Annotated in this window: 20 protein-coding genes; 11 read left to right on the top strand and 9 right to left on the bottom strand. The window is 63.9% G+C overall.

Annotation, left to right across the window (positions count from 1 at the left end; translation table 11 throughout):
• Positions 1-59 precede the first annotated feature (59 nt).
• The 5 genes from Thiosp_RS02460 to Thiosp_RS02440 all read left to right on the top strand — a co-directional run bounded on the left by Thiosp_RS02460 (position 60) and on the right by Thiosp_RS02440 (position 5,044).
• Positions 60-296, top strand: a complete 237-nt coding sequence (locus Thiosp_RS02460) for an AbrB/MazE/SpoVT family DNA-binding domain-containing protein (protein ID WP_201068900.1) — start codon at positions 60-62, stop codon at positions 294-296.
• On the top strand, positions 290-619 hold the full coding sequence (locus Thiosp_RS02455; protein ID WP_201068855.1) for a type II toxin-antitoxin system PemK/MazF family toxin: 330 nt from the start codon (positions 290-292) through the stop codon (positions 617-619). Before Thiosp_RS02460 ends, Thiosp_RS02455 begins: the two co-directional genes overlap by 7 nt.
• Positions 620-698: 79 nt before the next feature.
• A complete protein-coding gene (gene topB, locus Thiosp_RS02450; RefSeq protein WP_201068856.1) occupies positions 699-3,398 on the top strand; it encodes a DNA topoisomerase III in 2,700 nt (899 codons plus the stop codon).
• Positions 3,385-4,095 carry a YoaK family protein gene (locus tag Thiosp_RS02445; protein WP_201068857.1) on the top strand — a complete coding sequence of 237 codons (711 nt, stop codon included), beginning with the start codon at positions 3,385-3,387 and terminating at the stop codon, positions 4,093-4,095. The genes topB and Thiosp_RS02445 overlap by 14 nt, the downstream gene beginning before the upstream one ends.
• Positions 4,096-4,357: 262 nt before the next feature.
• Positions 4,358-5,044 (top strand): hypothetical protein, encoded by a 687-nt coding sequence (locus Thiosp_RS02440; protein ID WP_323696808.1) that lies wholly within the window; start codon positions 4,358-4,360, stop codon positions 5,042-5,044.
• Positions 5,045-5,122: 78 nt separating this feature from the next.
• On the opposite strand, the gene Thiosp_RS02435 is transcribed toward Thiosp_RS02440, so the two are convergent.
• Positions 5,123-5,746: an HAD-IA family hydrolase gene (locus Thiosp_RS02435; protein ID WP_201068859.1), complete on the bottom strand. Its 624-nt coding sequence runs from the start codon at positions 5,744-5,746 to the stop codon at positions 5,123-5,125.
• A 75-nt stretch (positions 5,747-5,821) separates the two neighbouring features.
• Here Thiosp_RS02435 and Thiosp_RS02430 point away from each other — a divergent pair, with 75 nt between their 5' ends.
• Positions 5,822-6,550, top strand: a complete 729-nt coding sequence (locus Thiosp_RS02430; RefSeq protein WP_201068860.1) for an MBL fold metallo-hydrolase — start codon at positions 5,822-5,824, stop codon at positions 6,548-6,550.
• On the opposite strand, the gene Thiosp_RS02425 is transcribed toward Thiosp_RS02430, so the two are convergent.
• Positions 6,535-6,957 carry a VanZ family protein gene (locus Thiosp_RS02425; RefSeq protein WP_201068861.1) on the bottom strand — a complete coding sequence of 141 codons (423 nt, stop codon included), beginning with the start codon at positions 6,955-6,957 and terminating at the stop codon, positions 6,535-6,537. The two genes, Thiosp_RS02430 and Thiosp_RS02425, sit on opposite strands and share 16 nt — an antisense overlap.
• 31 nt (positions 6,958-6,988) lie before the next feature.
• Here Thiosp_RS02425 and Thiosp_RS02420 point away from each other — a divergent pair, with 31 nt between their 5' ends.
• From Thiosp_RS02420 to Thiosp_RS02410, 3 genes are all read left to right on the top strand, one after another.
• Entirely contained in the window at positions 6,989-7,420 is a 432-nt protein-coding gene (locus Thiosp_RS02420) for an OsmC family protein (protein WP_201068862.1), read from the top strand.
• 149 nt (positions 7,421-7,569) lie between these two features.
• Entirely contained in the window at positions 7,570-8,757 is a 1,188-nt protein-coding gene (locus Thiosp_RS02415; RefSeq protein WP_201068863.1) for a PcfJ domain-containing protein, read from the top strand.
• Positions 8,758-8,861: 104 nt separating this feature from the next.
• Entirely contained in the window at positions 8,862-9,635 is a 774-nt protein-coding gene (locus tag Thiosp_RS02410; protein WP_201068864.1) for a competence/damage-inducible protein A, read from the top strand.
• 117 nt (positions 9,636-9,752) lie between these two features.
• On the opposite strand, the gene Thiosp_RS02405 is transcribed toward Thiosp_RS02410, so the two are convergent.
• The 5 genes from Thiosp_RS02405 to Thiosp_RS02385 form a co-directional block, all read right to left on the bottom strand.
• The gene (locus tag Thiosp_RS02405; protein WP_201068865.1) at positions 9,753-10,367 is read right to left on the bottom strand and encodes an ABC-type transport auxiliary lipoprotein family protein; all 615 of its coding nucleotides are present in this window, start codon (positions 10,365-10,367) and stop codon (positions 9,753-9,755) included.
• A gap of 86 nt (positions 10,368-10,453) precedes the next feature.
• A complete protein-coding gene (locus Thiosp_RS02400) occupies positions 10,454-11,428 on the bottom strand; it encodes an MlaD family protein (protein ID WP_201068866.1) in 975 nt (324 codons plus the stop codon).
• Between the two features lie 112 nt (positions 11,429-11,540).
• On the bottom strand, positions 11,541-12,242 hold the full coding sequence (locus Thiosp_RS02395) for an ABC transporter ATP-binding protein (protein ID WP_201068867.1): 702 nt from the start codon (positions 12,240-12,242) through the stop codon (positions 11,541-11,543).
• A gap of 17 nt (positions 12,243-12,259) precedes the next feature.
• Positions 12,260-13,150, bottom strand: a complete 891-nt coding sequence (locus Thiosp_RS02390) for an ABC transporter permease (protein ID WP_201068868.1) — start codon at positions 13,148-13,150, stop codon at positions 12,260-12,262.
• Positions 13,147-14,472, bottom strand: a complete 1,326-nt coding sequence (locus tag Thiosp_RS02385) for a RyR domain-containing protein (protein WP_201068869.1) — start codon at positions 14,470-14,472, stop codon at positions 13,147-13,149. Before Thiosp_RS02385 ends, Thiosp_RS02390 begins: the two co-directional genes overlap by 4 nt.
• A 512-nt stretch (positions 14,473-14,984) precedes the next feature.
• Between Thiosp_RS02385 and Thiosp_RS02380 the strand changes: the two genes are divergently transcribed.
• Complete coding sequence (locus Thiosp_RS02380) at positions 14,985-16,349, top strand: hypothetical protein (RefSeq protein WP_201068870.1); 1,365 nt, start codon at positions 14,985-14,987, stop codon at positions 16,347-16,349.
• 105 nt (positions 16,350-16,454) lie between these two features.
• Positions 16,455-17,357: an EamA family transporter gene (locus Thiosp_RS02375; RefSeq protein WP_201068871.1), complete on the top strand. Its 903-nt coding sequence runs from the start codon at positions 16,455-16,457 to the stop codon at positions 17,355-17,357.
• Positions 17,358-17,430: 73 nt separating this feature from the next.
• Here the strand turns inward: Thiosp_RS02375 and Thiosp_RS02370 are convergent, their stop codons facing one another.
• Together Thiosp_RS02370 and Thiosp_RS02365 are read right to left on the bottom strand one after the other, a co-directional pair.
• Entirely contained in the window at positions 17,431-18,699 is a 1,269-nt protein-coding gene (locus tag Thiosp_RS02370) for a glycosyltransferase family 87 protein (RefSeq protein WP_201068872.1), read from the bottom strand.
• A gap of 10 nt (positions 18,700-18,709) precedes the next feature.
• Positions 18,710-23,749 (bottom strand): AAA family ATPase, encoded by a 5,040-nt coding sequence (locus Thiosp_RS02365; protein ID WP_201068873.1) that lies wholly within the window; start codon positions 23,747-23,749, stop codon positions 18,710-18,712.
• Positions 23,750-23,752 lie beyond the last annotated feature (3 nt).

Raw genomic sequence — 23,752 nt, 5'->3', positions numbered from 1 at the left:
CGGTGGTTCAACATCGCGATGTAATAACGAAGTTGTTACATTTCAGCAAGGACATCTCGATGCAGACCAGATTGCGAAAAATCGGCAATTCCAAAGGGATCATCATTCCGGCTGCGCTGTTGAGCCAGGGCGGCTTCGCGGACAAGGTCGAGCTGCGACTGGATGCTGGGCGCCTCATTATTGAGCCGATCAAACCAGCACGCCAGGACTGGTTCCAGGGCTATGACCCAGCACAGGATGCTTATGTCTGGGGCGATTTGGCGCCGGATGCGGATACCAGAGACTGGGAATGGTAAAGACACCCGAGCGATCGATTCGTCGCGGCGAGGTCTATTGGGTCAACCTCGACCCGACGATTGGAACCGAAATTTACAAAACCCGTCCTGGTCTGGTGGTCTCGCCGGATGACATGAACACAGCACTGCCTCGGGTGATCATCGCGCCCATCACCAGCAAAGGGCAAGCACTGGGCTGCCGCCCTGGACTGACGTTCGACGGCAAACCGGCGCGTATCCTGCTCGATCAATTGCGGGCCGTCGATCAGCGCCGCCTGCTGAACAAGATCGGAGTGATCGACCCCGCGCTTTGGCACTCTGTGCTGCTCGAGATGCTTGGGTGATTTGCGCTGGCTCGCCTGCTCTCGCGTTCGAGCACGATTTGAGAGCATCATTTGATCTCATATTCACGTTTCCGATCCCATGACCACTCTTGTCCTCGCCGAAAAGCCCAGTGTCGCCCGTGACATCGCCCGGGTGCTGGGCGCGCGCTCGCGCCACGAGGGTTATCTGGAGGGCAGCGGCTACCGCGTCACCTGGGCGCTGGGACATCTGGTGCATTTTGCTGAGCCGGATGACTATGGGACGCGCCGAGGGACACCCGGAGAAACCGCGCAGCAGGCAACAGCGCGCGGGCAGACGAACGCTGAAGACGGCGCCCAGAGTGGCGCTCAATGGCAGCCTCAAAGCGACCCCCAAAGTCAACCAGCCGCAACGGCCAGTTGGGCCGGTCGCTGGTCGCTGGCGCAACTGCCGATGATCCCGGCGCGCTGGCGGCTGCGCACGGACAAGAAGACCGCCGCGCAGTTCAAGATCGTCAAGGCCCTGCTCAACGCGCACGAGACCGAGCGTGTGATCTGCGCGACGGATGCCGGGCGCGAGGGCGAAGCGATCTTTCGGCTCATCTATCAGCATGCGCGCTGCACCAAGCCGGTCGAGCGGCTGTGGATCTCGAGCCTGACCGATGAGGCCATCCGCGCGGGCTTTCAGGCACTCAAGCCCGGCAGCGCTTTCGATCCGCTGGCCGCCACCGCGCGCGCCCGTGCCCAGGCTGACTGGCTGATCGGCATGAATCTGACCCGCGCCTATACGGTGCGCAACCGGGTGCTCTGCACCATCGGGCGGGTGCAGACGCCAACGCTTGCCATGATCGTCGCGCGCGATGCGGCCATCGCGGCCTTTGAAAAAGCTTATTTCTACGAGCTGGTCGCGCACCTGCGCGAGGGCTTCGATGCGCGCCTGGCCCCGAACTGGCCGCACGATGGCGAGACCCGCATCGACGACAAAGCCAAGGCTGAGAAGCTGCGCGAGCAGCTCGCCCCACACCAGAGCGGCCAGGTCACGGACATCCAGCGCAAGGAGCGCCGCCAGCGCCCGCCGCCGCTCTATGACCTGACCAACTTGCAGCGAGACGCCAACCGGCACTTCGGCTTCACCGCCGCCAAGACACTCGAGCTTGCCCAGCAGCTCTATGAGCAACACAAGCTGATTAGCTATCCGCGCACCGAGAGCCGCCACATCAGCGAGGACATGCTGCCGCAGCTGCCCGGCATTCTCGGCGCGTTGAACCACCCGCTCGCGCCCATCGCTGCCGAGCGCCTAGCCACCGGCCACAAACTCAGCAAGGCTTATGTCGACAAGACCCGGCTGACCGACCATCACGCCATCCTGCCCACCCAGACCCGGGCGCCGGCGAGCCTGCCGGAACCGCTGCAGCGCATCTATGACCTGGTCTGTGCCCGCTTCGTCGCCGTCTTTCTGCCCGAGCAGCGGGTGCTGGACATCCATGTCAGGCTCGACATCGGCGGCGCCTGCTTCGTCGCCCAGGCCGCGCGGGTGCTCGATCCCGGCTGGAAAGCAGCAGAGGTCAAAAGCAAGCGCAGCGCCAGCGAGCCCGAGACCGAATCGGCGCAGACCACCGCCCTGGCTGCGTTGGAAAAAGGCCAGAGCGTCCATGTCGCGGGCATGGAGGTGGTCGAAAAAGAAACCCAGGCCCCGCGTCCATACGATGACGCCAGCCTGCTGAATGCGATGAAGAACGCCGGGCGCGAGATCGAAGACGACGCGCTTGCCGCCGCAATGAAAGACAGTGGCCTCGGCACCCCGGCCACCCGCGCCGAGATCATCGAGAAGCTGATCCGCACCGGCTATGTCGAGCGCCAACGCAAGACCCTGCGTGCCACCGAAAAAGGCCGGGTGCTGATCGATCTGGTCGCCGAGCCGCTACGCAGCCCCGAGCTGACCGCCGACTGGGAGCAGCGCTTGAAAGCCATCGAGCGCGCCGAAGCCGATGCCGGGGCCTTCTATCAGGACATCTGCGACTTTATCCGGGCGCTCATTCCCCAGGTGGCCGTGGGCGCGACCATGTCGCCTGAGCAGATCGACGCCGCGCGCGCGGCCGCGCCTGGCAAGACCGGGAGCAAAAAAGGCGGCAAAAGCACGCGCGGGAAAGGCCGCAGCAAGCGCGCGACTCAGTCAGCCGGGGATCTCGGCGCCTGCCCCATCTGCAAAGAGGGCCAGATCAGCGAAAACTCCCGCGCCTTCGGCTGTAGCGGCTACCGGGACGGCTGCGGCTTCACCGTGTGGAAGACCATCGCCGGTCACAAGGTCACCGAGGCCGAGCTCAAGGCCCTGGTCGATACCGGCCACAGCGAGCCCATCAGCGATTTCCGCTCCAAAGCCGGCAAAGCGTTCAGCGCTCGGCTGCAGCTGGATCAAAACGGCCGGGTCGCGCTCGATTTTGATTCTGCCGCCGACACGGATCAGGTTACCCGCGCGCCGATCGAACCAGCGCCAATTTCAGCCCCCCAAACCGCATCGACGCCAACCGGCATCGCCCAGTGTCCCAAATGCCATCAAGGTCGGATTATCCGCGGCCGCCGCGGCTACGGCTGCGACCGCTACCGCGAGGGCTGCGATCTGGTCATCTGGCGCGAGCAATATGGCATCATCCTCGATGAACATCAGATCCGTCGTCTGATCGAGCGCGGCCAGACCGACCCCATCGACAGACTAACGCGCCCCGATGGACAAACAGGGCATGGCATCTTGCGGCTGCGGGCGGACTTTTCGCTTGAAGCCATCGCCCAACCCGACCCGGAGCCATTCGATGCCTCTGCTTGAGATTCCCTCATGGCTGCGCGCGCTGCTGGCCTTCATCGCCGGCTGGACGGATGTCGCCACCTTCATCGCACTAGATCACTTGATGGCCGCGCACATCACCGGCAATCTGGTGCTGGTGGCGGCTGATCTGGTCGATGGGGTTAGCTTGTCGGAAATCCTGCGCCTAGCGGCTATTCCAATGTTCTTCGTGACTATCATGCTGGTCACTCTGGTGCATGACCGGCTCTTGTCAGGCAGGCCGCGCGGCACCCGTTTTCGTCGCCTGCTGATAGTCGAAGCACTGCTGCTGGCGGGGCTGTCCGGTTTAGCGCTGGCGCGCGAACTGTCCCCAGTGCTCGCGGGCAACAGCATCACGGTTATTCTCGGGTTGCTCGCAGTCATGGCGATGGCGGTGCAAAACGCCACGCACCAGTTATTTCCCGGCTTCGGCGCCGCAACCACTGTGATGACCGGCAATATCGCTCGGCTGATGGTCGAATTCAGTCGCAGCCTGGTTCCGCCCATTGCACCCCAGACGCAGTATACCGAGCACCATCGGGACCGCATCACTCTTGCGACCATTTCCGGCTTCGTCCTGGGCTGCCTGATCTCGGCTTGGTTAACCACCCGCCTTGGTCTGGCGATGCTTCTCGCTCCGGCGCTGGTCTTGCTGCTCGTTGCCAGCTTGATTCGCCTTCACAATCAGAACCGTGACTGACACGGCGATCCTCTCTCGACTGGGCAAAGGAGTCTGAATCAGCCGGAAACGCGGCATGGATGTGGGCAATCAGGCGTTTCGGAAGCACTCGGAGACTTTAGATCGGCGCCGCGCGACCACATTGTCAAAATATTCGACCGGCGAGGGTGACCGATCGGCTGAAATGAACGATAATGAAAGTATGTGATCTAATTGAGTTACGCCGTCCGGCATTCGAGCCGAAGGTGCGGACCGAACCACGACAACCAGCGAGGAGACAGCGATGGCTCCGATAAGCAGCGCTTCCAGCAACATGACATTGTATTACCCGCAGCCGTCAGGCAGTGGGCAGGTCGGCGCGCCAGGCAGCGGGCAGATCGGCAATAACACGATGGCATCGGCCGCGATGCCCCCAGACGCGACATCCCCGGCATCGGGTGCGCCTAGGGGCACATCACAGGTCAACAACGCCAGCGGAACGCCGGGTCAATCCACCCTGCAATCGGTGAGTGATTCTACCGGGGCGCAAATGCGTCCAACCGCCGATCCAACGCGTGATGTGACCAATGCCAATCGGATGGATCAACAGCCAGCGACGCGCGCTGGGCAGACCCGTCTGATGGCGGCGATGGAGGCATACACGCAAAACTCAGCGGCGCAGCAGCAACCGGCAAATCAGCAATATCCCGGTCCTACACCGCAAGCTGCTGGCAGCACTGGCGCCACAACAGGCACCACAACCGGGACCGCTTCCACGATGGCCGCGTCTTCCGGCACAACCTATGACCCCTCTGCAGCGACCCCAGCCGCTTCCTACAATCAACGCAACAATCAAAGCGTTAACGTCAACGAGCAGGTTCGCCAGAACGTGTCGATGCTGATGGAATATGGCCGCAACAACGGCAGTAGCGACGTCTCTAACTCGCCGGGCTTGAACTTGTCTTCAGCCAGCTTCTCAGCCACCGCCTAAGGCTTCGGGGCACCTTACACCTTACCTCGGATATGGCTGCGCCGCCCGCAGAAAAATTGAATCCTCCAGCTTAGGACCTCAGGCGGACTGGGAAGCGAGCACCAGCCTTGCAATCTCACCAGGCTCGGCAAACAGATAATCCGGCTGCTGCGCGCGCAGGGCGTCGGGATGATTGTAGCCCCAGGTCACAGCGCCACTTGCCGCGCCGGCGGCGCGAGCAGCTTGGAGGTCGCGCACTTCATCGCCGATGTAGAGCAACTCCCCTGGTCCGAGTCGATAGCGTCGGCGCAAGGCGCGCAGCCGTTTTGGCTTGCCGCCGAGACTGATGCCGCATTCCAGATACGCAAAGCGAGCCAGATGGCGCTCACCCAGCACCCTGGTGATATTATCCCGCGCGTTGGAACTAGCGATGGCCAGAGGCACGCCACCATGCTCCAGCGCTTGCAGCAGCTCAGCGATTCCAGGGAAAAGCGCAATCTGCTCGACCTCCTCGGCCATCAATCGGCGCAGTGCGCGCGCAACCAGCGGGCGTTTCCAGAACGCAAGCCGTAGCCGGCGCAGAATGGCCGCTGCCCCGAGTTGGCGCAGCTCAGGTTCTTCGGCCGGACTCACAGTGCGAAATCGATAGCGCGGTGCGAGGCGATTCAGCGCGCCGACCAGCCAGGCGTAGCTGTCGGCCAGGGTGCCGTCGAAGTCGAACACCACCAGCCTGAAGCGACCGCACCCTGGCTCAGGTTGCGCTATAGTTTTGCGGTCTGATGCCTCGTAACCTCTGTGATGAATACTGTTCAGATTCAGCTCCTGTACGACAATATCCCCGGCGCGCCCGGCACGCGCGCGCTCTGGGGGTTCTCGGCAATGATCGAGTTCGGCCCGGAAGGCGAGCGCCAGCGCCTGTTGTTCGACACCGGCAGCAACGGCCGGGTACTGCTCGCCAACATGGCGGCACTGGGCGTGACGCCCACCGGCATCCATTGGCTGTTTCTGTCCCATCAGCACTGGGACCACATCGGCGGGCTGGACTCGATCCTGGAGCTTAACCCAGACATCCAGTGCGTGCTGCATCAAGGGTTCTCGAAGCATCTGCTCGCCGATCTGCTCGATCTTGGCATCCGCTGCCTGATCGTCGACGATGATCCGCTAGAATTCGTGCCCGACATCCATTCGACAGGCTTGGTGGCGAGCGAACCTCCCGAGCATGCGCTGGTGCTCCAAACGCCGGACGGGGCGGCCGTGATCAGCGGCTGTGCGCATCCGGGCATGAGTGCGCTGGTTGCCAAGGCCAATGGTTTTCTGCCCACGCCCGTCCGCTGGGCCATCGGCGGCTTTCATCTGATGTATGCCGATGCAGCGGCCATCGCACAGGAAATCCGCACACTGGGCGATCTTGGCATCAAAGACGTGCTGGCCACCCATTGCACCGGGGAGGCAGGCATCGCGGCCTTTGATCACGCTTTCGGCGAGCACGCTCGTCCAGGCGGAGCCGGAGCTCAGCTTTGGCTGTGACCAACGCCCGCCGCCAGCCGCCGTTCGACCCAGCCAAACAGGCCCTGCGCCGGCGAACGAGCCAGGAGCACACCAAGAAAAACACCGAGCGCATCGGCAAGCAGATCGAAAGGGCTCGCCATGCGCGCCGGCACCAACCCCTGAACAGCTTCCAGCGCGGCGCCGAGCAAGATCAACCCAAGCAGGATCAGACGCCGCTCGCGCGGATAAAGCACGGCAAACCAGAACCCCAGTACCATATAGGCCAGTAGATGCTGGAGCTTGTCGCCGCCTTCAAAGCCTGCTGGCACGCCCGTTGGCACCACTGACAAGATCACCACCAAGACCACCAGCAGCCACGCGCTCAACCGCCAGAAAGGTTGCCAGATCAGCTGAGTAGACGGCAAGGGTGCTGGCGTTCTGTTCATGTTTTCATTCATTGCCACAGGAGATTCCCGCATGAGCCAAATTCCAATGCATTATCACACCGCCTACACTTGGACCGGAGAGGGCGAAGGCGGCGATGTCGCCATCGAGGGCCACGCCCCTCTGCCGGTCGGCTCTCCGCACAGCAGCGACCGTTACAGCCCCGAGCATCTGCTGGTACTGGCGGCCGAAACCTGCCTGGCAAATTATGTACTGGTGATTGCCGGGATGTCGAAGCTCGAGATCAAAGACTACCGCTCGAGCGCCGAAGGCGAACTGCTGCAAGAAGACAAGATCGGCTACCGCTTCAAGCGGATTGTGATTCGCCCCGAGTTGACAGTCGCGGCCGGCAGCGAGGCGCAGGGCCAGCGCATACTGGAAAAATCCCACAAGCTCTGCCTGATCGCGCGTTCGCTCAACTGCCCAGTGGACATGGAACCGACCGTCACGGTGGCGTCCGCTTAGTCCGCTGGCAGCGCACCGCCGGCCAAAATTCTCATCGCCGAGCTTTGTGACGCGAGCACTAGATCGTGAACACAGCATTTCAGGGTCAGAAGACATCAAAAGGGCGCATAGAGGCCTGCCTTGCGGCGAAACGCGCTCGCAGCCAACTCGTGGGCGACGCCGGCAGCCCGGTCACCTATGCCTGGGATCAGGACGCGGCCTGCCTGCTGATGGATTACTCCAGGCTGCTCGGCAGCGAGAGCCTGCATGCGGTCAGCGACTGGGCATCCGGCTTTCTGACGCTACACTGCAACAACAGCCAGCTTGAGGAAGGCAGCGTCACCGACCTGGGTCTGCCGTTTGGCTCTTACGCCGACGGCGCGTTCCGGCAATGGTTCGCCACTATCCCGAGGGCGATGACCGAGCCACTGGCGCAACTGCCAGGGCGTCGGTATGCCCTCGCCCGCTTGGCGCAACGCTCACAGGTCGTGCGGGATCTCATTATCTCCAACGTCAACCTCTGCTACCTCCTGCACCGTTTTGCCACCGCGCACGGCTACCCGGAACAAGCATTCGCTGAGCTTGCTGCCCGCAAGCAGGTCGACATTCTGCGCGAGATGGGGTTACCGCCGCACAAGCGTGTCGTCAAGCTGATTCGCAAGATCGCCATGGCGGAGATTGACACCTTCGCTTTCAGTAGACTCTTGCGTGTCCTCGGTGATGAAACCCTCTGCAACGCGCTGGTCCATGAGCAACGTCTCACCCGGCGCCTGTTCCTGGTCCTTGCGCGCTATCCCTGGGTAGCCGGTCGCCCCCTGCAACGCCTGCTCTGTGAGGCAACCGACCGCTCGCGGCGCGAATGGGTCGAAGACAATATCCGCATGGGTGGTGAGGAGGCGGTGCGGACAATGCAGCAATTTGACCAAATCTCTCAACTGTGCCGTCTGCACGACCGCCTGGTCGCCGCTCAGATGCGCCAGGAAAGCTGGCGGCTGCGGCGTTTCGACGCGAACGGCAAGGTCGTGCCGTACCCACCAGCGCCTTTCGCCGACACACAGAGCATTCAGGCCATTAAGACCCCCGACGCGTTGCAAGCCGAAACCGAGGAGATGGCCCACTGCGTCTCATCCTATAGCGAGCGCATCTACAACGGCCGCTATGCCGTCTACAAGGTGCTCGCGCCTGAGCGCCTGACACTCGGGCTCAAGATTCACGACGGGCGTGTTTTGTTCGATCAATTGCGGGGTGTCGCCAACCAAACGCCCAGCCAGCAAGCACAAGCGGCAGTCGAGCAGTGGTTCCGCGACTGCCTCGAGGGCTCAAGGCAGGCAAGACCGGGGCAAGCGTCGCAAAAATAGCACTAAGATGGGCTGCTCGGGTAGTGGTAGACCGCAGGGTGCAAGCCGGGGACAATCGCGCCCATCGAAACGGCCTGGATTGTCTTTCACGGAAAATACTGAACATGACGCAGACCAGCAAGATCAACGCGCCACTCGCCTTCGGGCTGATTGTGATTGGCGATGAGGTGCTGAACGGCACCCGCACCGATGGCCATTTTCCGGCGCTGCGCGAGCGACTGCTGGCGCGCGGGCATCAGCTGGCCTGGTATTGGATGCTGCCCGATGACCCGCCGACCATTGAGCGCCACTTGCGGCTGTCTTTTGCCGCTGGCGAGCCGGTCTTTTGCTGCGGCGGCATCGGCGCGACTCCGGATGACCACACCCGCGCCTGCGCCGCCGCGGCCGCCGATGTGCCGCTGATGCAGCACCCGGAGGCACGCCGGATCATCGAGGAGCGCTTTGGCGGCGACGCCTATCCGCACCGCATCCAGATGGCCGAACTGCCTGAGGGCAGCACCCTGATCTCCAACCCGGTGACCCGGGTACCCGGGTTTCACATCCACCAGCACTGGTTCATGCCCGGTTTTCCGTCCATGGCGTGGCCGATGGCAGAGTGGGTGCTCGACACACATTACCGCGACGACAGCCAGCGCTCGGCGCCGCTGGCGGAGCAGGCCGTCGAGGTACTCGGCGTGCCAGAAAGTCAGCTGATCCCCATCATGCAGGCACTCGGAGCGGAATTTCCGACGCTCAAGCTCTTTAGCCTGCCGCACATGGGCGATGACGCGCATATCCGCTTCGGCTTTCGCGGCCGCGGCGAGCTGGACACCGCCATGACAGCGCTTAAGTGCAGGCTCGACGCGGCGGGGTTTCACTATCGCGCGCCAGAGCGCTGAACGGCGTCTTGCAGAGCGGCAGCCATCACTGCTCTGATCAGGTGATTTCTGTCATCTGTCAGTTGTCAGTCCAACTCACACACTCAGTTCGATAACGGGGATGCTCATTTCCCGAAATCACCTTAAGGTTCGCGATAAGGCTTCAGCAAAGCGCGCCACGGCGCGCGAGCTGGCGCGGTTGAATGCGAGCACAATGGCATCGAGTTGGGCCTCCCCCGCAGTCAGGGACTCGGCTGACAGCGGCTCGCGCTCATGGATTTCGCCGGTTGCCAATACCAGACGGTCGCGCGGCGACAGCAGCTGGAAGCTCAGCGTAACCGCGGCATGGGCGCCGTCGCCTGCGACGGGCTCCACCAACTCGAACTGATCAAGCGAGGGGCGCAGGCGCGGGCGGGTGGCCACCGCCGACTCGCCCGAGCGGCTGAATCTCTCTGTGAGGGCGCGCTCGATCACGGTTTCCGGCGATTCTTCCCAGCGCCCGGCAGTGAATTCCTCCACCCGCACCACCTCGCCGACCTGCGCGATCAGAATCCCTAGCGAACCGCCCTGAGGGCGATTCGAGCGCAGCGGCAGCAGCTCCGCGTTGCCTGTCACCGGTGGCGGCGATCCTGCAGGCTCGGAGGCAATACTTAAGCGGTACATCAGCGCCGGTGGAGCCGCCCGAAAGGCGCAGCCGCCAAGCAGGCTCGCCACCATCAGGACCAACGTCAGAACCGCCGTGAGGCGCCCCAAGACAGCGGTTGGCCACAAACAACACCGGGGTTCAGCGCGTCCTTGGCCCAGCCTGGAACAGCAGTTCTCTTGCAACAACGACATCGTCATCGTGTCCCTCCGCTTGGACCGCGCAGGAAGCCGATCGGATCGCGTTCCAGCTCCCAGGTGATCCGATTGAGACTGCGCGTGATCGCGGCCAGGTTCTCGAGCGTCTCCTGGCTACCATGGCCGGTGGTGGCAATGAGTTCTTCGAGTTGCGCGGTCGCGCGCTCCAACGAAGCGATGGTCTCGGGCGTTACCATGCGATCGATCCTCTCAACCACATCGCGATGCAGCCCCTCGGTGACATCCGCCATGCGCGTGGCCGCGTCCTCAAGTGCTGCCGGCAGCTGATACAGATTGCCAGGATTGTCGGGATCATCGCTCAGCATCTTCGCGAGCTGGGCGTTATTGCCGCGAATCTCCTGGCCGAGCTGCGCAAACTCGCCAATGGTTTGATCCAGGGTGATGAGTGCCGCGGTCGCAGCCGAGATCAGCCCGCTTAGACCAGGGCGCATATCTTCCTCGACCGCCAGGGTGGGGATGCAGGCGCCTGGTCCGAGCAGCCCGTCGACGATCGGGCGCGGGGTCGGACAGGCATAAACTATCTTCGCCGATGATTGCCCCAGCTCGACGACGCCCTCGGCATCCTCCGGCTGGGCCGCCGGCAGCTGCTTGATGACCAGGCGCGCGGGGGCGACGGGATTGACCTCCTCGATACTCAGATAAGTGGTTTGCGCCGGGAACACCACCGGCGTAACAATCTGAAAATCGACCCGAAACACCAGGCTGGCGGCATTCTGAGCCTGTTCGCCCGCTGACTCCAGCGCAACCGCGTTGACCTGCCCGATCTCAAAGCCATTCAGCGTGACAATGCTGCCAGCCTGCACCCCCATCACGTCCGTTGTCAGGGTGAAGTATCCGTTGCCAGCATGTTGTTCGCGGATCGTGCCGATCAGAGTGACGGCTCCCCAGATGGCGAGCAGTGCCACGACCGCGCCCACCGCACGATTCTGCAAGGTCAGCGTGTTATGACGCAAGCTGTGCTCTCCCGATGGATTCTGTCAACTGCAGCCCGCATTGGCTGCGCGCTCCGATTTCGGCCCGACCAGAAGAGGCCTGATCTGACTCGGCGCCTGTGTTGCTCATGCGTCATCTTGATGGCCCCGCACGCTTGACGTGGTTTTCATCGTACAGGGTTGTGCTGCCCTCCGGCAGCACCAGCATCGCGCTGGCATCTCGTGCAAAATCATCCGGGCGGCTGGTGGTGGCGACGATACTCGCCACCCGCCCGGTTGGCGGGGAGAGCAGACGCGCGATCAATGCCCGGCCAGCGGCATCCAGACCCGCCAGAATATCATCGAGCAGCAGCAGGCGCGGCTGCACCGCCATCACCCGCGCCAGCAATGCGCGCCGGCGCAGTGCGTCCGACAGGCGGCCGGGCCAGGCGTGCATGATGTCGACCAGACCGAACTGCGCCAACAGCACCTGGGCGCGAATCATCGCCACGCGGCGCGACAACGCCCGCCCGACCATCAGCGGCAGCAACAGATTCTCAAGCACCGTCAATTCGGGCAGCAGCGAATCGCGCTGGAACACCGCGCCAATCTGCCCCGCCGCGAGGGCGTCGGTTGCAGCGCGCCCGCCAAAGCGAATCGAGCCCGCATCGGCGCTCAGCACCCCGGCCAACGCCTGCAGAAGGGTGCTTTTGCCACAGCCTGCGGGGCCTGTGACCAGCAACAATCCATCGGCACCGAGCTCAAACGACAGTCCGTCCAGCACCCGCCGCGAGCCGCGGCGCACCACCAGGCCCTTGACCACGACGCTGAGGCCGCTAGCGGATTCGGACTCCATTCCGCGCCCTGCCTGGCTCACCGCCATACCAACACCGGCAGCTCTGGCATGCGCGAGAGCGCGAAGGACACGTTAACCACCAGCACCACAGTGGCCGCCTTGAGGATGCAAACCACGCTGACCTGCGCCAGATCGACGCGCTCCTCGCCACTGCCCTGAATGCCCTGCACCGCGGCGACCGCCACCACCAGCAGGGAGGCAGTGAGCAATTGCAGCCCGATCAGTCCAACCTTGGCGAACAGCGGCAGCATCCTGAGCGCGGCAAAAAACGTTTCGATCGGCACGATACCCATCAGCGAGAGCGTCAGCCCGGTAGTCAGCCCGAAAACCACCATTGCCAGCAGGGCATGCACCACCGAGGCCAGACTCACCGCCAGGCAACGCGGCACCGCGTGCAGCATGACCAGGTCGACACCCATGATGGCCATGGAGTCGATCTGGCCGCGATCGACCATTTCCGCCAGACGGATCGACAGCGGCAGCGCGCCGCGCGCGGCCAGCACGCCACTGGCGACGAAGGGCGGAATCTGCTGCACCGTGGCAATAATGACCAGATTGGCGGTACCAGTCTGCGACAGCAGCCCGGTGGCATAATTCTCCAGCACCACCGCCACGGTCACGCCCAGGACCGCGGACAGGGCCACCACGCGCAAGGCGGGGCCGATGAGCAAATCCGCGAGATCGCGGCCAAAAATGAGCGCATGAAACGCAAAGCGGTGGCGCGCGAAGGGGGCAAGCGCGATGAACTCGCCCATGCGCGCGAGCAGAATCACCGCCATGCCGATCAGCTCGACCGGTGAGAGCGCGATGGCGCCGAGCGTATCGACCAGGCTGAGCGCGCGACCGCGCAATCCGGGCGCTTCACTCCGGCCCAGTGCGGTGAGGGCCAAGGCGGAGCGGGAACTCATGCAGGCCCGGCCAGGTGTCGCTCGATGCGCAGGCCACCGCGCTCCACCACCATGGCTTCCAGTGCCGAGGGCGTTGCCGGCGCGAGCGGCAGGTCGTCGTCCCAGACCACCTGACGGCACAGCGCCAAACAGTGCAGCAGCGCAGCACGGCTCGGCGCATCCGCTGCCAGGGACGCGACCGGGTGCCGTTCAGCCAACCACAGCGACAGCGGAAAGCCAAACTTGGCCAGCATGATGCCAACATGGCACTGCCGGGGCTCGCGCGGGTCGAGCAGAAACTCGAGCAGGGCTGGCGCGCGCTCGCGTGCTGCCCGTGCCAGATCGCGCCGCCAGCGCCTTTTTACACTAGCGTGATCGCTGGGATCGGGCCAGGAACCGACTAGGCGCACCTGCGCCAGCGGCCGCCAGCCGAAGCCGCCGAGCTGCAAAATGAAAGGAATGGTTGCCACGGCAACCCGATCCTTCTCGCGGATGTCTTCGGACAGATCATCGTAAGGGATCAGATCCGGGTGGTGGCGCGCGGCATTGTCGCGCTTTGGCGCATACACCCAGCCATCGAGCAGGCGGTCGCTTGACCAACGATCGTGTTCCATACACGACAGCGGCTCGATGAACTCTGGCATCGACCATAGCGGCGCCTGGCTGCCATCGGCTATGACCGGTTCCTGGGTCGCGATCAATCCGCCACAGGCGAGCTTGACCGCGATATGCTCCGCCTGCGAGCGGTTGGCGATCCGGTAGGTCTCATCCAGACGATGCCATGGTTGCAATGCCGGCGCCGCCCCGCGGCGTTCGCCGCGAGTCCAGGCATTCTCAAGAAACAACTCATGGATGATCCGCCCCAACCGCTCGCTATCGAGCCCGCCGGGCCCCGCCGCCTGCTCCCGCCACTTGCCCGACAGGGCAACGAAATGCGGCAGCCAGCCCGCTGCCAGCAGCTGGGTGGCGATGGCATCCTGGCGTTCGGCGCTCGGGGGGGCAGGCAGCACCATCAAGCCGCTGGTGCCGGCGAGCCTTTTGGTTACTTCCTCAATGCGCTGCAGTGTCACTTCCGCGCTCGGCAGAGCCAGAAACAACAGCAAGCGGCGTCCCGGAGCGGCATGCTCTTGCTGCCTGAACAGGGATTCAAACACGGCAAAGCGCGCATCCTCAGCAGCGCCCGATTGATCACCGGACAAGGACAGGATCAGCGGCAGGGGCGCGTCGAACGGACGGGCGATCATGCGCCCGATACGGTGCAGCAGCGCCAGACAGGTCTCGCGCTCTCCGACAACGGCCAGATCCAGGCGCCCTTCACGCACCTCGAGCAGGTTAGGAATCACCCGGTACGCTGCTGCCCGAGCCCAAGCCAGGCGACTTTGCGCTGCGACGCGATCCCCGGCCGGCTGCAGTCCAGGCCCAGTCGCCGGCCGCGAGCCATCCCGCGGGAAAGCTCCCTCCCCGCGTCCTGTAAGCCGCCATCGGTTGCCAATCAAGGCTTCGCGCATCGTCGTTGGTAGCAGAACTCAAGCATCGCCGTTGCCACGACCACATGTCGCGAGTCTAGCATGCCCGCGAGCTGACTAAATTCACAACGACAGCACGCTGGCGCTGACAGCGCAGACGCGGTAAAGAATCCGCCGGGGGCCTTGAGCAAACCACAGAAAGCAGACTAAGCTCAGGGTATCGACGGCAACCGAGCAGTCAATTCGATTGCATGAACCCTTGAGCGACCCGAGCGACCGCCAATGAATTCCCGACTTTTCGTGAATCGCAGAGATTCATTGCCCGAGGCTGGCCGAATCATGCGCGCTTGGCATTTCCGCACTCTGGGCGTCTGGTATCCTGTCACCAAATGACGACTTCCAGCCACCAGGACCCTTTCGCGCAGCTCTTCCCGTCCGGGATCGAGCGCATGCCAACGGCTTGGCAGCATTTGCGCATTCCGGCCGCGCCGGCGGCCTTCCGGCTGCGCGCGGACGAAACGGCCGGCCCGCCCGAGCAGCGCTTTGGCCGCCGCACCATTCTTACGTGGGACTGCCGGAGCGCGGCAGTCAAGGCATCGGAGCATGACCGCCTGGCGCTGATCGACAAGGCGCTGCCACATGCGCTGCATGATGTGATGCTGAGCGAGGTCTCGGCGAGTCCCAAGCCGGCGCCCGAGTCGGTACTGCCCATCACCGGACGCCTGTTGTGGCGCAGCGCGCTTGAGTTTGTGCGCTTCGTCTCGCAACCCGGCACGCAGCGGACCTTTGGCCTCGACGGCGGGCATCTCAGTCTGGCCATGAACTGCGACCCCTGCACCAGCGACCGCGAAAGCGTGCAGGCGGCCAAGCAGTTTCATCTGCACCTGCTTTACTGGAGCGATGCGGAGCTCAAGGCCATCGCCGCGCAGCAACCGCTCGCTGCCACCAGAGACCTGAAGGAAAGACGCCAGCTGCTCGATCCACTGAGCTTCCTCGGCGGGGCCTTGTTCACCGCGGCCCTGCAAGATCTCGATCTTGCCCCGATCGGCGCGCGCCTGCTCGACACCGACGCCGAGGCCATTATCCGCGGCGAACGCCCGCCGGGCTGCTTGATCGAGCTGCCCGGGTGGAACGTCCTCGGCGAACCGGCGTTTGAGGCCATCATGCGCGCAATCCATCAGCGCATTGCACACCTGTCCGCGCAGCTGTCACAAGCCTTTGTCGGCCATAACGAGCCGCCGCCCCCTTGGCACCGCCATCGGCTGCTCCCTGCTGCGGAGCGTCTCGCCGCAGTGCATGCTCTCAGCCTGCCAGCCGAGCTGGAAGCCTCGCTCAAATTCCTTGGCGAGGGCTTGCGCGACTTGTCGCCTGCCACCGCGGCCCGGCTCCAGCATGCGAGCCCGAGAACCCGCCAGCACTGCATGAGCCTGAATCAACCCTGCTACGGAGTCAACCTATACACACCTCTAGCCAACACCTTAAAAGCCCCGGTCATCGCCAGCCGACCGGTGTATTTGCTGCTGTCGGCGAAACTCTTTTCCGGTATCGGCTGTGCCGGCCTGCTGCCAATCGGCGCCACCCCGAGCGTGCGTGTCCTGCGCGGAGAGGGTGAGTTTAGCCCCCAAGACTGGCATGCGCGCGCCGCCTGGCAGCATGCGTTTGCCACTCATCTGCGCAAAAGGCTGACGGCGCTGGCATCCGTGCACATCGAACAGCCTAAACAGCTACGCGACTTTGCATCTGGCTGGTGCTAAGGTCGCCCGCTGGGTCGACCCTGCCGCACCTCTGCATGGCCAGTCGCCCCGTCCCCCCTGCATCGCCTCACGAGCCGAACCGACGAACCCTGAAACACGACCCTTGTGGATTTCGCCGGCTACGCACATTTCTGGATCCTGTTCTCGCTGCTGTCAGCGTTTTTTCATGCCTCACGGCTCGCGGTTACCAAGCATCTGAGCTTCAGCTTCTCGGCGCAGGCGCTGACGCTCTATGTCAATCTGGCCAGCCTGGTGGTAACCCTGCCACTCATCATCTGGTATCACGACTTTCCGCTGCACCAGCCCGCCTATGTTGGCGCCGTGCTGTGCGGCGGCCTGCTGTCCGGATTCGGCGGCTGGGCGTTGAATCTGGCCATACAGCGCGGGGAGATTTCCCTGGTCGGGCCGGTGCTGACGCTGACGCCAGGCTTTGTGGTGGCGATGGAGTGGCTGCTGACCGGGCAACTGCCAAGCCTGTCGGGCGCGCTCGGACTCGGACTGCTGATGCTCGGCAGCTATGTGGTCAGCCTGGAGAGCGGGATGCGACACTGGTCCGACCCGCTGGTGATGCTAGTTAAGAACCCCGGCAGCCTGTTCACCCTGGCCGCGGCCTTGTGCTTCGCTGCGGCATCGACCTTCGGGCGGGTGGGGATTCAGTTGTCCGATCCACTATCCTTCGCCGTGATGGTGGCAGCCATCAACCCGGTGATGCTTTATGTCATTTTCAGCCTTCAGAACCGGGATTTTCACCGCGAGGCCTTCTCACCGAAAGTGCTGCAGCACGGTCGGTCACTGCTCTCCCTTGGCGTACTGTTTGCATTGATGCGCATCGCCGACCAGATCGCGCTCAGCCTGACACTCGCCTCCTATGCCATGGCAGTGAAGCGCTCGGCGGGGTTGTTCGCCGTGGTGCTCGGGCGCTGGTTTTTTGACGAAGCGCGCCTGCTCGTCAAGCTCACCGGCTCGGCGGTGATGCTGCTCGGCCTGATTGTGCTGACGCTGATGTGACAGCGGCGAGCCCTAGGCTGGCGACCTGCTCACAACGCTCGTGGCGCAAAGGTCGTATTCGCAAAGATTCTGTTCAGAGACGTGCAAGAGTCGCGCTTCGCCGCCAGAGTTGCTCGGCGAGCAATAGCCAGAGCGCAACCACGGCAACTGTCATCAAGGTCATCAGGGGCAGCGAGCTTACCCGCAGCTCAAGCGGAATCAGATCGTCGAGCGTCAAGGCAATCACCGCCAGCACCAACCCGGCGGTCACGCGGCTACCAAGCGCAACGCCGGCGCAGAGAACCCGATCGCGCAGCAAGATCAAGGTTGCCGGCAGCAACATCACCAAGTGGTGCGTCCAACTCGCAGGCGCGATCAAAAATACCGCCAGACTGATCAGTGACAACTCGAGGTCATGGTCCAGAGAGTCACGCGCGCCATAGGCCCCAGCGGAGAATGGCGTGAGCTCGCGGCGCATCGAGCGCCACAGCACCATGCCTGTCACCGCGAGGACAAGACTGATTGCCAGCGTGCTGAGCTGCGCGGCAAGCTCGGCGTCTTCGCAGACGACGCCGCTGAACTTATTGGGGATAAGAAACCGGGCAATGGCTCCAACGAGGCTCCGATTCCAAGGTGCGGCAATGGAGCTGTGTCCGGGCGGCAACCCGGTGACGCTGGTGGTGGCGACGATCTCGCTCCACCAGGAGGTCCAACTGCCGACCGGCGCGACCCACAGACTGAGCACGACCAGCAGCGCGGCTGCGCCGCCAGTCCCGGCAATGAGCCGCCAGCTTGGACGCGGTCCGGCGCCGAGTGCCAGCAGTGCGTAGTGCGGCTTGGCCAGGCATCCGAGTGCCAGCAGCGCGCCGGCCCTGGCGCGCTGATGACCGCGACGCAGCTCGCGCCAGTAACCCCAGAGCAACAGCAGCAGCAACAGGTTGATTTGGCCGAACTGCAGCGTCAGGGAGAGCCCGCCGAAGCAGGCGATATAGATCGGCCCCCAGATCCGCAACCGACCTGAGGGGTCGTCGCGCGCCAGGTCGCCGACCAGCAGCAACATCAGCACGACTGTCAGCATGATATTGACGGCGAACATCACATCCGCGAGCTGTGCCGTGGACAATCGCGCGATAAGATACAGCAGCGGCAGCGCCGTGGGCGGGTAAGTAAAAGGCAGCACATCACCTGGTTGGCGCGGATAAGGGTCCTGTGAATCCAGCACAACCCGGTCAGCGGCCTTGGCGTAAACCGCAACATCGGTGTCGCGCAGCGGAATCTGGCTGGCAACCAGAGCAAAGAGCACGAGCGCGATAACAAGCCCGATGCCCCGTCGACCGATTTGCAATGCGCTCCAGCTCAGCATCAGTCAGCCATCATTGCGTTGCGCGCAATTGCGCGGGTGAATCTTGCTTGGCCGCGCTGACATCATTGTCACGGCGAAAACGGTAGGCCTCCTTGAGCAGGGCGAGCCGCGCCCTATCCGCCCCCCATTGCGCAGCCAGCTTGTCATCCGGCAACGGATCTTCGCGCCACAGGCGCCAAAGCAGTGCAGCGTTGTCCCAGTAGGCACCTGCAACATATTGACCATCAGGGCTGAAAGTCGCGAAGGCCGCTCCGCCCGCGTTCGCCGGCAAGGGCAGAAAATCCGACAACACTTCGGCGCGTTCCGGGCGATAGTCGGCTGGCGGCGCGCGCCATAGGCGCAGCGTACCGTCGCGGGAGGCGGTCAGCAGCCAGCGGCCATCCCCAGGACTGAAGGTGGCATGGTAAATACGGTCTTGATGACCAACCAGCACGGCCAGCGGCTGACCGGTGCGCGTCCATAGCCTGGCGGTTTTATCCAGAGACGCAGTCAAAATCCGATCACCCTCCGGCGAGAAAGCGACACTGTATAGCCGGTCACTGTGTCCCTCGGAAAGGTCAAGCTGACCACACTCGGGGCCATTCAGTCTGAGGATTGCCAGTTGTTTTGCCTCGCCAGCAATGGCTAAAGCAGCGCCGTCCGGAGCGATTGCCACATCGCTGATGGAGCCGACTTTGGCATCAATGGCGCATTGCTCCTGCCAGTCATCAGCCCCGGCAGCGCGCAGCAAGCGCACCCGCCCAGCGCGATCTCCCGTGGCGACCAGAGTGACGTCGCCGACCTGCCTGACGGCGATCGCCTCAGTCGCAGCAGTCGCCTGTTCGAGCACATCGATGCCGGTGATGGGCTCACAGCTCAGTGCGTCGAACAAGCGCAGCGGCTGGCTTGGATTATCGGAGGCCGCCAACAGCCAGCTCTCATCTGGCGCGAACCGCACGTCAAAGACCTGATCGGCTCCAGGACTTTCCGTCGCAGTCGCGTCTGGCGCGGCGACCTGCAGGCGACAGGAGCGGCCAGTCAGGAGGTCATGCAGACGCGCGCTGCCATCGGAACGCGCCGCCGCAAGTCGCCGACCGGAAGGCGAAAAGCGCACGCGGCGCACGGGCCGGATGTCCGTATCCGTCCCTTCAGCTGCGGCAGCATCCTGTTGCGCGAAACTGTAGCTCAATCGTGGTGGCTGACCGTCGCGGTCATATCGCCAGACGCGGACTTCACCATCGTAGCCCGCCGTTGCGAGCCACAGGGGGGACTTTTCCGCCGCAGCGGTGTCAGGTCCACTCGAGCCCAGCAGCTCTCGCGGCACGGAGGTCATGTCGAGATGCCACACATGATTTGTTGGATCAGGATGTTTGAGCTCGAAGGCGAGCCGCGATCTCGGCAGCACGCTCCACAACCGCAAAGAACCGTCGCGCACCGAAAAACTCAGCACGCGCTCTGAATCCGCTACGAAATCAGCCCAGCTAACCGCCTCATCGTGCCCGAAGACTGCCAGCGGCTTACCGGTTGCCAGAGTCCAGAGGCGCGCCGTTCCGTCGAGCGATGCCGTTAGCACAAGAACTCTCTTCGCCTCGCCAGCAGCGTCCGTCCCCAACGCCCGGCCGGACATTGGGTCACCCACGGCTACGCTGACAATACTGAGCTCGTGTTGACCGAGGACGACCGCTTGGGGCGGATCGGTCAGTGACCAGCGCACCACCTGCCCCTCGTCGTCCACGGCCACCAGGTAAGCTCCGTCCGGGGAAAAAGCGAGATCGCGCACGGCACTGTTGTGGATCTGGACTCGCTGAGCGTCGATGATGGCGCTACCGAGTGTGGCAATCAAGCGACCGTCGCGGTCGAACAATCGCACTTGCTCGTCGGCGGCGGCAATCCCGATGCGCTCGCCTGCGGGATCGAAGACAGCGCGATTGAAGGGTCGCCCGACCGGTCCCTCAGGTGGAAGCGAGAGACGGATTGGCTGCTCGCCCTTCGGCGCGTCCAAGTCAATCAAATGGGTGCGTCCGATGCTCGAGGCTGTCAGAAGGAAGCGTCCATCCGCGGAAAAGCTCAGACCGCGCAACTCCTGCTCGGCAAAGCTGTGCGCGAACAGCACTCGGCCGGGCTCTGTCAAACCCAGCACGCAGACTCCTTGATGCCCGCCATCCCCTGGAACCGCCAGCGCCAGGCGCTGCCGCCCGGCGTCGAGCGCAAGCGCTGCACCCGCCTGCGCGCCACAAGGGTAATCGGGGGCGGCACCGGCAAAGGCCGGCAGCCGATAGACGCCGTCCGCTGCGATGCCAAAGACCTCGTCGGTTGCGAGTGCCATAACGAGGGAGTGAATGCCGAGGCGCCCATCACTCAACACCGGCGGGTCGGCGGGGATAAAGCGCCCGTCGTTGAGCCGCCATTGGCCTGCCCCCTGCCCTGTCTGCAGCGTGGCAACCCGATCGCCCATGGCATTGAAAGCGGGCCGCACGGGCCGATCGAGCGACGGCGAACGCGCGGCGATCATCGCCATCAGCCGATTGCGACTGAAGGCGTCGCTGAGGGTACGCACCGCCTCGCCCGGCAAATCTACGCCCGCCGCGAGCGCTTTGTCGACTGCCTGGGGCGTGTTGCCGCCACGACTTTGCAAGTCAGCCTCCTTGAGCTGCACCTGATGCATCGCCAAGCGGGCATTCTCGGACTTGCGCTGGGCAATCCAGGCCGCGGTGCTGGCGGTGACCAGCAGCAGGACCAGCAGCACGCCGAACGCGCGCACCATGCGATTGCGCCGACGCACAAAGGCCAGGTAAGCCCCGTTTTGATGCAGGAATTCGCGCTCAAGGGGCTCTAGCTCGTCGGGAAAGGCGTCGGCAAACCGCTGCGCTGCCGCGAAGCCGGCCTCCCCGAACAGATACTCTCGATTGCACCCGGTGCGCTTCCATAACCGCGCCTGCCGGCTCAGTTGCTCGCGCAGGTGCAGCAGAGCGCGATTGTCCGGGTCGCTCAGCCAATCGCGCATGGGCTCCCAGCGCGTGAGCAGAACCGGATGCGCGAGACTGACCACGCCCACGAAGCGGCTCCAATCGAGCGTGTCCGAAGCCTGCGGCGCTGCCGCAGCAGCCTCTGCGCTCAAGCCCGGACTGGCTTCATCAGGCGATGGCGCGCCGACTTGAGGTCGGTCGCGCACGATTCGCCCCTGTGCATGACGGAACAGGCCAGTCAGCGCGTGCAGCAGCGAATAGTTTGGGTGTTCGCAGCTTGCGGTCAGACTCGGATCGCACTCTGCCTCGGTCGTCAGCAGGCGCGCGGCGATCATGGCATCGAGCAGCCGCCGCGTCTGCGCATCCTGCTCGAGAACGTCCAGATCGCCCAAGCGTGGCTGGGGCTGGCCGTCATTGCCGAGCGCAATGAGCGCGCGACACAATTTAGGCAAGGCGGCGCGCGCGGGTGCATCGACGCTGTCACGCCACATCGCCTCGGCATGCGCCAGCATCTGACCGGCAAGTCCGCCCCGTTCGCGCCAATGATCCACGCTCAGGTGCGTGGCCTGATCCCGTTCCGGGGCCGCGGCACGGGCGCTCAGATAGGCCGAGTGCAGCAGCGCTTGCAGCGGCGGCGCCCACTGACGCAGATGCCCGGCCTCAGCCTCGATGAGCTCGACCAGACCTCGACCGGCGCCGCTGACTTGCGACTCGAGCTCAATCCCGGCAATGCGTGCCGGAATCTCGATAATCTGGCGGATGCGCGCGCTCGGCAGCGGCTCAAGCTGCTGCCAGCCGCCGTCATCGAGCATCGCCGCCAGCTGTGGTAGCTTCGGCAGATGGCGCACGGCATCACTGCGCATCGCCGCCACGACCCAAATCTCGCCGCTACGGGCCAAGGCCGCCAATGCGCGGGCAAAGGTCTCCAGGGTTTTTTCGCCTTCGTTCGGCACCTCGTTCGGCACCTGGGCAGGCAGCTCGGTCCTCTCTTGGTGCGCGCCCCCATCACCCGCGCTGGCGAAGATCGCATCGAGCGGATCGACAATCACCGCCAAACGCACCTGCCCTTCGAGCATCTGGATGCGAGCCGACTCTTTCAACGCCGCGATGAGCTGGCGTGCCGCGATTGCAGGATCGCGCGTCAGCAAGGCGGTCAGCGCCGCAGCATCGAGCCCGAATCCGCGCAGCGGATCGCCAAGACAAGTCTCCGCGCACAACGCGGCCGCCAAGGCTGCCAGCGGATCTTCAGGCATGCTCGGCGGACTGAACAGACAAGAACGCACCGCGGCGATGTGCTCAAAGCGGAACGGACGCGCGAGGCGCGGCACCAGCCCGGCGCGCAGCAAGGAAGTCTTGCCGCAGCCGCTCGGCCCGCTGAGCAGCATGAGCGCACGCCCGGCTTCGGCACGCGCCTGCAGACGCTCGCTCAGCTCTCGCAGCTCGACCTCGCGCCCGGTGAACACCCGCTCGTCGCTCGACTCGAATGCCTCGCCGGCGCGGAAAGGACTGCCGCGCCATTGCAGCTCCCCAGCGCCCGCGCGGCGCTCCGCGCTGACGCGCCGATTGAGCAGTTTGCGCAACTGCACCTCGACCAGTTCGCGAAACTGGGCATCGCTGTCGAAGGTGCGAAAAGCGCGTTTGAAGGTATTGTCTTGGTGAAAGAAATGCGCGCGGAAGAAGTCCTCAAGCCGGCGCCGGTCGACGATGGCTTCCTGCGCTGTCTCGGCGTCCGTGATGTCGACCAGCTTGGGCGTGGATTTCTTGTAGACCAGAACTTCCGGAAGTCCGTGCGTATTGGAATGCGTCACCGCGCTCACGAACTCCCACTCGGTGCCGGTCATGCCACGATAGGGATCATCCGGCAAGGGTGAGCCGACACGCGTCCACAGGATTACCAAGACAATCTGGCATTGCGATGGCTGAGTCAGACCCGCCTGGAAGGTCCGGTCCGCGGTCAGGGCTTCTTCTTCCCACAAAATCGCGCGCAGCGGGAAGTAGGGCAGATATTCCTGGCCAAGTCGCTCGATCACGTCTTTTACGATCGCGCGCTCGTGATCCACATCCGTGGGAGAGGATACGAAAATGCGAACTTGATCGTCTTTCATTCC

The sequence above is a fragment of the Thiorhodovibrio litoralis genome (genome assembly GCF_033954455.1).
GTDB classification, from domain to species: Bacteria; Pseudomonadota; Gammaproteobacteria; order Chromatiales; family Chromatiaceae; genus Thiorhodovibrio; species Thiorhodovibrio litoralis.
The sequence above is the reverse complement of the archived record's forward strand: the minus strand, read 5'-3'. Positions and strand labels throughout refer to the sequence as shown.